Source organism: Streptomyces sp. NBC_00704 (assembly GCF_036226605.1).
GTDB lineage: Bacteria > Actinomycetota > Actinomycetes > Streptomycetales > Streptomycetaceae > Streptomyces.
Genome location: NZ_CP109000.1, coordinates 2,626,334 through 2,637,615, shown reverse-complemented (window position 1 = coordinate 2,637,615; position 11,282 = coordinate 2,626,334). Strand labels below are relative to the sequence as shown.

At 73.3% G+C, this 11,282-nt stretch carries 12 protein-coding genes; 11 read left to right on the top strand and 1 reads right to left on the bottom strand.

Translation table 11 applies throughout. The features are described from left to right. The first annotated feature begins 42 nt into the window (after positions 1-42). From OG802_RS11600 to OG802_RS11590, 3 genes are read left to right on the top strand one after another with little or no spacing between them, the layout of a single operon-like run. Positions 43-396, top strand: coding sequence for a histidine triad nucleotide-binding protein (locus tag OG802_RS11600; protein ID WP_329409731.1), 354 nt, complete (start codon positions 43-45; stop codon positions 394-396). A gap of 7 nt (positions 397-403) precedes the next feature. Then, complete coding sequence (locus tag OG802_RS11595; protein ID WP_329409729.1) at positions 404-1,309, top strand: ribonuclease Z; 906 nt, start codon at positions 404-406, stop codon at positions 1,307-1,309. 20 nt (positions 1,310-1,329) lie between these two features. Beyond that, positions 1,330-2,319: an adenosine deaminase gene (locus tag OG802_RS11590; protein ID WP_329409728.1), complete on the top strand. Its 990-nt coding sequence runs from the start codon at positions 1,330-1,332 to the stop codon at positions 2,317-2,319. 111 nt (positions 2,320-2,430) lie between these two features. Here the strand turns inward: OG802_RS11590 and OG802_RS11585 are convergent, their stop codons facing one another. Continuing rightward, the gene (locus OG802_RS11585; RefSeq protein ID WP_329409726.1) at positions 2,431-3,213 is read right to left on the bottom strand and encodes an IclR family transcriptional regulator; all 783 of its coding nucleotides are present in this window, start codon (positions 3,211-3,213) and stop codon (positions 2,431-2,433) included. Between the two features lie 94 nt (positions 3,214-3,307). On the opposite strand from OG802_RS11585, the gene OG802_RS11580 reads away from it, so the two are divergent. The 8 genes from OG802_RS11580 (at position 3,308) to OG802_RS11545 (ending at position 10,685) form a co-directional block, all read left to right on the top strand. After that, complete coding sequence (locus OG802_RS11580) at positions 3,308-4,288, top strand: 5-dehydro-4-deoxyglucarate dehydratase (RefSeq protein WP_329409725.1); 981 nt, start codon at positions 3,308-3,310, stop codon at positions 4,286-4,288. Beyond that, positions 4,285-5,580 (top strand): glucarate dehydratase family protein, encoded by a 1,296-nt coding sequence (locus OG802_RS11575; protein ID WP_329409723.1) that lies wholly within the window; start codon positions 4,285-4,287, stop codon positions 5,578-5,580. Before OG802_RS11580 ends, OG802_RS11575 begins: the two co-directional genes overlap by 4 nt. Before the next feature lie 154 nt (positions 5,581-5,734). Beyond that, positions 5,735-6,892, top strand: a complete 1,158-nt coding sequence (locus OG802_RS11570; RefSeq protein ID WP_329409721.1) for a carbohydrate kinase family protein — start codon at positions 5,735-5,737, stop codon at positions 6,890-6,892. 136 nt (positions 6,893-7,028) lie between these two features. Beyond that, on the top strand, positions 7,029-8,087 hold the full coding sequence (locus tag OG802_RS11565) for a PhoH family protein (protein ID WP_329409720.1): 1,059 nt from the start codon (positions 7,029-7,031) through the stop codon (positions 8,085-8,087). A gap of 13 nt (positions 8,088-8,100) precedes the next feature. Next, positions 8,101-8,598, top strand: a complete 498-nt coding sequence (ybeY, locus tag OG802_RS11560; protein ID WP_329409718.1) for an rRNA maturation RNase YbeY — start codon at positions 8,101-8,103, stop codon at positions 8,596-8,598. Then, entirely contained in the window at positions 8,595-9,902 is a 1,308-nt protein-coding gene (locus OG802_RS11555; RefSeq protein WP_329409717.1) for a hemolysin family protein, read from the top strand. The genes ybeY and OG802_RS11555 overlap by 4 nt, the downstream gene beginning before the upstream one ends. Next, on the top strand, positions 9,899-10,258 hold the full coding sequence (locus tag OG802_RS11550) for an MmcQ/YjbR family DNA-binding protein (protein ID WP_329409715.1): 360 nt from the start codon (positions 9,899-9,901) through the stop codon (positions 10,256-10,258). The genes OG802_RS11555 and OG802_RS11550 overlap by 4 nt, the downstream gene beginning before the upstream one ends. A gap of 73 nt (positions 10,259-10,331) precedes the next feature. Next, complete coding sequence (locus OG802_RS11545; protein WP_329409714.1) at positions 10,332-10,685, top strand: cytidine deaminase; 354 nt, start codon at positions 10,332-10,334, stop codon at positions 10,683-10,685. Positions 10,686-11,282 lie beyond the last annotated feature (597 nt).

The window sequence follows — 11,282 nt, the reverse complement described above, 5'->3', positions numbered from 1 at the left end:
GATGCCCCGTACCGACCGACCGACTGTCCGAGGAGGACCCGCATGGCAGGGGAACCGCAGGACGACTGCCTGTTCTGCAAGATCGTCTCGGGGACGATCCCCGCGACGATCGTGCGGGAGACCGGCACGACCGTCGCCTTCCGGGACATCAACCCGCAGGCGCCCACCCACGTCCTGGTGATCCCGAAGGCGCACTACCAGGACGCCGCGGCCCTCGCCGCCGAGGCCCCCGAACTCGCCGCCGACGTGCTGCGCGAGACCCGTGAGGTCGCGCGGGAGGAGAAGCTGGAGAGCTACCGCACCGTCTTCAACACCGGCGCCGGCGCCGGGCAGACGGTCTGGCACGCCCACGCGCACGTCCTCGGCGGCCGCGGCCTGCACTGGCCCCCCGGATAGGCCGTTCGTGTCCGTACGCGAACTCGTCGTCCTCGGCACCGCCAGCCAGGTCCCCACCCGGCACCGCAACCACAACGGCTACTTCCTGCGCTGGGACGGCGAGGGCATCCTCTTCGACCCGGGCGAGGGCACTCAGCGCCAGATGGTGCGCGCCGGCGTCGCCGCGCACGACATCCACCGGATCTGCGTCACCCACTTCCACGGCGACCACTCCCTCGGCCTGGCCGGGGTCATCCAGCGGATCAACCTCGACCGGGTCCCGCACCCGGTCACCGCGCACTACCCGCGCTCCGGGCAGCGCTTCTTCGAGCGGCTGCGCTACTCCACCGCCTACCGCGAGACCGTCGGCGTCACCGAGGCCCCGGTGGACGGCGACGGCGTCCTGGCGACCGCCTCCTCCTACCGCCTGGAGGCCGCCCTGCTCTCGCACCCCGTCGAGTCCTACGGCTACCGGCTCGTCGAGCCCGACGGGCGCCGCATGCTGCCCGAGCTGCTGGCCGCGCACGGCGTGCGGGGGCCGGACGTGGGCCGGATCCAGCGGGAGGGCTCGGTCGGCGGGGTGTCGCTCGACGACGTCAGCGAGGTGCGCCGCGGACAGCGGTTCGCGTTCGTCATGGACACCCGGCTCTGCGAGGGGGTGCACGCCCTCGCCGAGGGCGCCGACCTGCTCGTCGTCGAGTCGACCTTCCTCGACGAGGACGAGCGGCTCGCCGTCGACCACGGGCACCTGACCGCCGGTCAGGCGGCCCGGGCGGCACGGGACGCGGGAGTGCGGCACCTCGTCCTCACGCACTTCAGCCAGCGCTACTCCGAGCCCGCGGAGTTCGAGCGGCAGGCGCGGGCCGCCGGCTTCGAGGGAGAACTGACCGTGGCGCACGACCTCCAACGAGTGCCGGTTCCGAAACGCAGCTGAAGCGGCCGTACGATGCTCTGATGCCCATCCCCAAAGCTGAACTGCACCTGCACATCGAAGGCACCCTGGAGCCCGAGCTGGCCTTCGAGCTGGCCGCCCGCAACGGGGTCGCGCTGCCGTACGCCGACACCGAGGCGCTCCGGGAGGCGTACCGGTTCGAGGACCTGCAGTCCTTCCTGAACCTGTACTACGAGCTGATGGCGGTGCTGCGCACCGAGCGGGACTTCGAGGACCTCGCGAACGCCTACCTGGCCCGGGCGGCCGCCCAGGGCGTGCGGCACGCCGAGATCTTCTTCGACCCGCAGGCCCACCTCGCGCGGGGCGTCGGCATGGGCACGGTCGTGGAGGGGCTGTGGCGGGCGCTGGGCCGCAGCGAGGACGTCCACGGCGTCTCCACCCGGCTGATCCTGTGCTTCCTGCGCGACGAGACCGCCGAGTCGGCGCTGGAGACGCTGGACGCGGCGAAGCCCTACCTCGACCGGATCACCGGCGTCGGGCTGGACTCCGCCGAGGTCGGGCATCCGCCGGCGAAGTTCCGCGAGGTGTACGCGGCGGCGGCCGCGCTCGGGCTGCGGCGGGTGGCGCACGCCGGCGAGGAGGGGCCGCCGCGCTACATCACCGAGGCGCTGGACGTCCTCGGCGTCGAGCGCGTCGACCACGGCCTGCGCTGCATGGAGGACCCGGCGCTGGTGGAGCGGCTGGTGCGGGAGCGGATCCCGCTGACCCTGTGCCCGCTGTCCAACGTCCGGCTGCGCACCGTCGACGTCCTCGCCGAACACCCGCTGCCGGCCATGCTCGACGCGGGGCTCGTCTGCACCGTCAACTCCGACGACCCCGCCTACTTCGGCGGCTACGCGGGCGACAACTTCGACGCCGTCCGCGCGAGCCTCGGCCTGAGCGAGGAGCGGCTGCGCGAACTGGCCCGCAACTCCTTCGTCGCCTCCTTCCTGGAGGACGACGAGGAGCGCCGGGCCCGGTGTCTCGCCGAGGTCGACGCCTACACCTTCTGACCCGACCGAACGCCCTGCAACGGCCCCGGAGCCCGGCTCCCGGAGCCGCGCCGGAGCCCGCGCCCGCGCCGAAGCCGGGACCGGGCGCGGCGGCCGTCGGCCGGGACCCGGCTATCGCCAGTCCGCGCCGCCGGCGGAGTCGGGCGCCGTCGACTCGATCGCGGCCCTGATCTCCCGCATCACCGCGACGATCCGCTCCTCGTGTCCGGGCGTCAGCCGGGACACCGGCACCGAGCAGCTGATCGCGTCCTGGGCGGGGACGTCGTAGCGCAGGGCGAAGCCGAAACCCACGATGCCGGGGACGCCCTCCTCGCGGTCCACGGAGTGGCCGCGCGCCCGCACCTCGGCGAGGTCGGCCAGCAGCGCCTCCCGGCTGGTGCGGGTGTGCGGGGTGAGCGCCTCGTAGGGCCCCTCGGGCAGCTCGCCGTCCGGCCGCTCCGCCAGCAGCGCCTTGCCGAGCGCGCCGGCGTGCGCGGGCAGCCGCCGTCCGACCCGGCTGAGCGTGCGCCGGTATTCGTGCGACTCGCGCGTCGCCAGATAGGCCACCCCCCGGCCGTCGAGCCGCCCGAGGTGGATCGTCTCGCCCAGCGACTCGGACGCCTCGTCGAGGAAGGGCCGCACCAGGCGCACGCGCGGATCGGAGTCGAGGTAGCCGGTGCCGGTCAGCAGGGCGTGGATGCCGATGCCGTAGAGCGAGCCGGTGACGTCCGTGCGCACCCAGCCCCGGCCGACCAGGGTCTGGAGGAGCGCGTACATCGAGCTGCGCGGCACCCCCAGCTCGTCGGCCAGCTCCTGGAGCCGCGCGGGCCGGTCCGCGCGCGCCGCGAGCAGTTCCAGCAGCTCGACCGTGCGCGCCGCGGACTTCACCTCGCGCACGCCCCCTGTCTCCGACATGCGTCGATGGTAAGCGCGGGAGCGGCCGCATTGACGAGCGACGTTCGTGTATCTAACCTCCATTTCCATACATGGATGACGTCTACATAGGGAGATGGCGAGGGTGACCCTCGAAAGAGACGCGACCGACGAGCCGGTCCGCGACACGGTCCGGCGCCTGCGGGACGGCATGGCCCGCGGGGTCCTGTCCTTCCCGCTCACCAGCTTCCACGACGACGGCTCCCTCGACCCCGACGGCTTCCGCGCCCATGTCGCGGCCCAGATCGCCACCGCCCCCGGCGCCCTCTTCCCCGCCTGCGGCACCGGAGAGTTCTTCTCCCTCGACGAGGACGAGTACCGGCAGGTCGTCACGGTCGCCGTCGAGGAGGCCGGCGGCCGCCTCCCCGTCGTCGCCGGCGTCGGCTACGGCTGGGCCCAGGCCGCCCGCTTCGCCCGCATCGCCGAAGAGGCCGGCGCCGACGCCCTCCTCGTCCTGCCGCACTACCTCGTCGCCGCCCCGCAGGACGGCCTCGTCGCCCAGCTGGAGCAGCTCGCCGCCCGCACCCGGCTGCCCCTCATCGCCTACCAGCGCGGCCAGGTCGCCTACACCGCCGCGTCCCTGAGACGCATCGCCCGCATCCCGAACGTCATCGGCCTCAAGGACGGCCACAGCGACCTCGACCGGCTCCAGCGCCTCACCCTCGCCGCCCCGGACGGCTTCCTCTTCTTCAACGGCGCCGCCACCGCCGAGGTCCAGGCCCGCGCCTACGCCGCCGTCGGCGTCCCCGCCTACTCCTCCGCCGTCCACGCCTTCGCCCCCGAGATCGCCGACGCCTTCTTCACCGCCCTGCGCGACGGCGACGGCGCCCACGGCAAGCCGGTGGAACGGCTGCTGCGCGACTTCTACGTCCCCCTCGTCGAACTCCGCGACCGCGTGCCCGGCTACGCCGTGTCCCTGGTCAAGGCGGCGGCCCGGCTGCGCGGCCGACCCGTCGGCCCCGTCCGCGCCCCGCTCACCGAGCCCTCGCCCGCCGACCTGGCCGACCTCGGAGCCCTCCTGGAAACCGGCCTCGACCTCGTGGGAGCCACCCTGTGAGCCCCGACCTCACGATCACCGACGTCCGCCTCACCCCGATCCTGGTCGCCGACCCGCCCCTGCTCAACACCCAGGGCGTCCACCAGCCCTACACCCCCCGCCTGATCGTCGAGGTCGTCACCGCGGCCGGGATCACCGGCGTCGGCGAGACCTACGGCGACACCAAGTACCTCGAACTCGCCCGCCCCTTCGCCCAACGCCTGACAGGACGCCAGGTCAGCGATGTGAACGGCCTGTTCGCGATCGCCGACGACGTCGGCGTCGACGGATCCCGGATCTCCTCCCAGGTCGACGTCGGCGGACTGCGCGGCGTGCAGACCGCCGACAAACTGCGCCTGTCCGTCGTCTCCGCCTTCGAGGTCGCCTGCCTCGACGCCCTCGGCAAGGCACTCGGCCTGCCCGTGCACGCCCTGCTCGGCGGCAAGGTGCGCGACGCCGTCGAGTACAGCGCCTACCTCTTCTACAAATGGGCCGCCCACCCCGACGGCGTCCCCGCCGAGAAGGACGACTGGGGCGCCGCCCTCGACCCGGCCTCCGTGGTCGAGCAGGCCCGCCGCTTCAAGGAGCGCCACGGCTTCACCTCCTTCAAGCTCAAGGGCGGCGTCTTCCCGCCCGACGAGGAGATCGCCGCCGTCCGCGCCCTCGCCGACGCCTTCCCCGGCCACCCCCTGCGCCTCGACCCCAACGGCGCCTGGTCCGTGGACACCTCGCTGCGCGTCGCCCGCGACATCGGCCACCTCCTCGAATACCTGGAGGACCCCGCACTCGGCACCCCGGCCATGGCCGAGGTCGCCGCCCGCACCGACGTGCCGCTCGCCACCAACATGTGCGTCACCACGTTCGCCGAGATCAAGGAGGCCTTCGCCCGCGACGCCGTCCAGGTCGTCCTCTCCGACCACCACTACTGGGGCGGACTGCGCAACACCCGCGAACTCGCCGCCGTCTGCCGCACGTTCGGCGTGGCCGTCTCCATGCACTCCAACACCCACCTCGGGATCTCACTGGCCGCGATGACCCACGTCGCCGCCACCGTCCCCGACCTCCGCCACGCCTGCGACTCCCACTACCCCTGGCAGTCCGAGGACGTCCTCACCGAACGGCTCGTCTTCGACGACGGCAGGGTCGCCGTCTCCGACGCGCCCGGCCTCGGCGTCGAACTCGACCGCGACCGGCTCGACCTCCTCCACCGCCGCTGGCTGGACGACGACGGCGCGCTGCGCGAACGCGACGACGCCGCCGCCATGCGCGTCGCCGAACCCGGATGGGTCACCCCCGCCGTCCCCCGCTGGTGACCCCCCACCACCCCGCACGCCCTCCCGCACCCTGACGCCGACCGCCGCGGGCGCCGGGCCCCGAGCCCGGGCCGCGCCCCCGGCGTGACGCACCGCCCGCTGTCGGCCCCGTGGTGCACACTGGCCGGATCGGCACCACGTCAGGGAGCGCACCGTGACCGCGTCATACGCGTCCGCCGGAGAGGGACACCACCACCGCACCGGCCAGCACCGCCCGGCCGCCCGGGTCGACCCGCTGGCCGCCCGACGCGCCCCCGACGATCCGCCCTGGGACGTCTACCTCACCGGTGACGTCTTCCTCGACATCGTCTTCACCGGCCTCGACTCCGCCCCCGTGCGCGGCACCGAGTCCTGGGCGCGCGGCATGGGATCGAGTCCCGGCGGCGTCGCCAACATGGCCACCGCCCTCGCCCGCCTCGGCCTGCGCACCTCCCTCGCCGCCGCCTTCGGCGACGACCACTACGGCGAGTACTGCTGGGACGCCCTCGAACACGGCGAGGGCATCGACCTCAGCACCTCGCGCACGGTCCCCGGCTGGCACTCCTCCGTCACCGTCTCCATGGCCTACGAGGGCGAGCGCACCATGGTCTCGCACGGCCACGAACCGCCCCCCGAGGAACCCGCGCCCGAGTTCCCCCCGCACGCCCGCGCCGCCGTCGCCTCCCTCACCCCCGGCCGCAGCGCCCCCTGGATCGCCCAGGCGGCGAGCCGCGGCACCCGCGTCTTCGCCGACGTCGGCTGGGACGACACCGGCGCCTGGGACCTGGCCGGCCTCACCGACCTCGCGCACTGCGAGGCCTTCCTGCCGAACGCGGAGGAGGCCATGCGCTACACCGGCGCCACCTGCCCCCGCGCCGCCGCCCACGCCCTCACCGCCCATGTGCCGCTCGCCGTCGTCACGCTCGGCGCGGACGGCGCGTACGCCGTCGACCGGCGCACCGGCGAGTCCGCCGAGGTCCCGGCCATCGCCGTCGAGGCCCTCGACCCCACCGGCGCCGGTGACGTCTTCGTGGCCGGCTTCGTCACCGGCACCCTGGCCGACTGGCCGCTCGCCGACCGCCTCGCCTTCGCCGGCCTCACCGCCGCCCTCTCCGTCCAGGAGTTCGGCGGCTCCCTCTCCGCCCCCGGCTGGTCCGAGATCGCCGCCTGGTGGAGCAAGGTCCAGTCGGTGCGGGGCCAGGACCCCGAGGCGCTGCGACGGTACGCCTTCCTGGACCGCCTGCTGCCTGAACTCCTCCCGAAGACGCGGGACACCGCCCCCTGGCCGCTGCGCCGGGCCGTTCCCACGATCGGTTTCGGCCGCTCGGCATGACCGCCGCGACGGTCGACCGGGCATGACAAAACCACTACGGCGTTGTCAGCCCCCTGGCGTACCCTTGAACTCGCCAGGCCGCCCTCGTGGCGAGCGAGACGCATCCGGGAGGACGCAGAGGCCTTCGGGCCGGTCTATGACTGAGACACCCACAGCTCAGACGCCCGCGCAGGGCAAGGCGAGAGCACAGTTCACCGTTCCCGCCCAGCACCCCATGGTGACCGTGCTGGGATCCGGCGACTCCCTCCTGCGCGTGATCGAGACGGCCTTCCCGGCGGCCGACATCCACGTCCGGGGCAACGAGATCAGCGCGACCGGCGACGTGCGGGAAGTCGCCCTCATCCAGCGCCTGTTCGACGAGATGATGCTGGTGCTCCGCACCGGGCAGCCGATGACGGAGGACGCAGTGGAACGCTCGATCGCCATGCTGCGGGCGAGTGAGAACGGGACGAGTGACGGCCAGGAGACCCCGGCCGAGGTTCTGACGCAGAACATCCTGTCCTCACGCGGCCGCACCATCAGACCCAAGACCCTCAACCAGAAGCGGTACGTCGACGCGATCGACAAGCACACGATCGTCTTCGGCATCGGCCCCGCGGGCACCGGCAAGACCTACCTGGCCATGGCCAAGGCGGTCCAGGCCCTCCAGTCCAAGCAGGTCAACCGCATCATCCTGACCCGCCCCGCGGTCGAGGCCGGCGAACGCCTCGGCTTCCTCCCCGGCACCCTGTACGAGAAGATCGACCCCTACCTGCGTCCCCTGTACGACGCCCTGCACGACATGCTGGACCCGGACTCGATCCCGAAGCTGATGGCGGCGGGCACCATCGAGGTCGCGCCGCTGGCGTACATGAGGGGTCGCACGCTCAATGACGCCTTCATCATCCTGGACGAGGCCCAGAACACGAGCCCCGAGCAGATGAAGATGTTCCTCACCCGGCTCGGCTTCGACTCGAAGATCGTGATCACCGGCGACGTCACGCAGGTCGACCTGCCGGGCGGCGCCAAGTCGGGTCTGCGGCAGGTCCAGGACATCCTCGAAGGCGTCGACGACGTCCACTTCTCCCGCCTGTCGTCCCAGGACGTCGTCCGGCACAAGCTGGTCGGCCGTATCGTCGACGCGTACGAGAAGTACGACAGCGACAACGGTACGGAGAACGGCGCCCACAAGGGCGGCCGCACCAAGCGGAAGTAGACAAGTCAGCACCATGTCGATCGACGTCAACAACGAGTCCGGAACCGAGGTCGACGAGCAGGCGATCCTCGACATCGCCCGCTACGCCCTCGCGCGGATGCGCATCCACCCGCTCTCCGAGCTGTCGGTGATCGTCGTGGACGCCGACGCCATGGAGCAGCTGCACATCCAGTGGATGGACCTGCCCGGCCCGACGGACGTCATGTCCTTCCCGATGGACGAGCTGCGGCCGCCGTCCAAGGACGACGACGAGCCCCCGCAGGGCCTCCTCGGCGACATCGTGCTGTGTCCCGAGGTCGCCGAGCGGCAGGGCAAGGAGGCGCCCACGGAGCACTCCATGGACGAGGAGCTGCAACTGCTCACCGTCCACGGAGTGCTGCACCTCCTCGGCTACGACCACGAGGAGCCCGACGAGAAGGCCGAGATGTTCGGCCTTCAGGCCGCCATCGTGGACGGCTGGCGTGCGGAGAAGGGTATGACCGGTCCCTCCCCGGCCCCGACCGTCTCATGAGCCCCACCCTCGTCGCCGGCGCCATCGCCCTGGTCGTCGTCGCCTGGCTCGCCGCCTGCGCGGAGGCGGGCCTCGCGCGCGTCTCCAGCTTCCGCGCCGAGGAGGCCGTGCGCTCCGGGCGGCGGGGCAGCGCCAAGCTCGCGCAGATCGCCGCCGACCCGACCCGCTACCTCAACGTGGCGCTGCTGGTCCGGGTGGCGTGCGAGATGGCGGCCGCGGCACTGGTCACCTACGCCTGCCTGCGGCAGATCGACGGCACCGCCCCGGCGCTGCTCGCGGCGATCGGCGTGATGGTCCTCGTCTCGTACGTCGCCGTCGGCGTGTCCCCGCGGACCATCGGCCGCCAGCATCCGCTGAACACCGCGACGGCGGCCGCGTACGTGCTGCTCCCGCTGGCCCGGATCATGGGCCCGATCCCGTCGCTGCTGATCCTCATCGGCAACGCGCTGACCCCCGGCAAGGGCTTCCGCCGCGGCCCTTTCGCCTCCGAGGCGGAGCTGCGCGCGCTGGTCGACCTGGCCGAGAAGGAGTCGCTGATCGAGGACGACGAGCGCCGCATGGTGCACTCCGTCTTCGAGCTGGGCGACACCCTGGTGCGCGAGGTCATGGTCCCGCGCACCGACCTCGTGGTCATCGAGCGGTTCAAGACCATCCGCCAGGCCCTGACCCTCGCCCTGCGCTCCGGGTTCTCCCGGATACCGGTGACCGGCGAGAACGAGGACGACGTCGTCGGCATCGTGTATCTGAAGGACCTGGTCCGCAAGACGCACATCAGCCGCGACGCCGAGGGCGAGCTGGTGTCGACGGCGATGCGGCCCGCCGCGTTCGTGCCGGACACCAAGAACGCCGGCGACCTGCTGCGGGAGATGCAGCAGGACCGCAACCACGTCGCCGTCGTCATCGACGAGTACGGCGGCACGGCCGGCATCGTCACCATCGAGGACATCCTGGAGGAGATCGTCGGCGAGATCACCGACGAGTACGACCGCGAGCTGCCGCCGGTGGAGGAGCTGGGCGGCGACCGCTACCGGGTCACCGCCCGTCTCGACATCACCGACCTGGGCGAGCTGTACGGCCTGGAGGAGTACGACGACGAGGACGTGGAGACCGTCGGCGGACTGCTGGCCAAGGCCCTGGGCCGGGTGCCGATCGCCGGGGCGTCCTCCGAGGTGGAGCTGCCCGACGGGCGCAAGCTGCGGCTGACGGCGGAGGCCGCGGCCGGCCGCCGCAACAAGATCGTGACGGTGCTGGTGGAGCCGGTCGATCCGGTGGATCCGCCGCAGGAGGAGACGAGTCCCGAGTGACGCCCCAGGAGCTGCGGTCCTTCTGTCTGTCCTTCAACGCGGTGACCGAGGAGTTCCCCTTCCGCCCGGAGATCCCGGTCTTCAAGGTCCTGGGCAGGATGTTCGCGCTGAGCTGGGCGGGCGAGCGGCCGCTGAAGGTCAACCTCAAGTGCGATCCCGAGGACGCGGTGCGGCTGCGCGCGGACCATCCGGACCTGATCGGCCCCGGCTACCACATGAACAAACGCCACTGGAACACCGTCACGGTCGACGGCGGCCTCCCGGACCGGCTGGTCAGGGAGCTGATCGAGGACTCCTACGACCTGGTGGTGGCGGGTCTGCCGCGGGCCGAGCGGCTGCGCCTGGACCGGTCGTGACGCGACGCCGTCCGGCGGGGGCCCGCCCACCCCGCGTCCGGTCGGGCGGCCCGCCCCTTCGTATGCTCGGGGCATGACCGACAGCAACGCGCTCGACCCCGAGGACCGCAAGATCGTCACCCTGGCCCGTTCCGCGCGGGCCCGCAACGGCGTGCCAGAGGGCGCCGCCGTGCGGGACGACACGGGACGCACCTATGTCGCCGCGACGGTGGAGCTGCCGTCCCTGCGGCTGAGCGCGCTGCGGACGGCGGTGGCGATGGCGGTGGCGTCCGGCGCGGGGTCGCTGGAGGCGGCGGCGGTGGTGACGTCGTCGGAGGAGGCGGCCGAGGACGATCTCGCCGCCGTGCGCGATCTCGGCGGCCCGGGAACCCCGGTCCTGCTCGCCGCACCGGACGGCACGGTCCGCCACACCCTCTCGGCGGGCTGACCCCCAGGAGTGGCCACCCCTCCCGGCGCGCCCAACCCCCGGAGACGGCCGCCCCTTTCCGCGGGCTGAACCCCACCGGCGGCCGTCCGGCGTGGCCCGCCGCCCGGCACGGCGGCCGTCCGGCTCGGCGGCCGTCCGGCTCGGCGGCTGACCTCACGGGCAGCCGGCCGCCGCCCAGGTCCGACGGCGCCGGCGGTCGCCCGGTCTCGCGGGCCCGCTGCCACGGGCGGCCGCCCCATTCCGCGGCCTGAACCCCACCGGCCGCCGCCCGGCACGGCGGCCGACCCGCCTGGGCCCGCTGCCACGGCGGCCGACCCGGCCTGGACCCGTCGGCATGGCCGCTGACCCGGCCTGGGCCCGCTGCCATGGCGGCTGACCCGGCCTGGGCCCGCTGCCATGGCGGCTGACCCGGCCTGGGCCCGCTGCCATGGCGGCTGACCCGGCCTGGGCCCGCTGCCATGGCGGCTGACCCGGCCTGGGCCCGTCGGCATGGCGGCTGACCCGGCCTGGGTCCGTCGGCATGGCGGCATGGCGGCCGACCCGGCCTGGGCCCGCTGCCATGGCGGCCGACCCGGCCTGGGCCCGTCGGCATGGCGG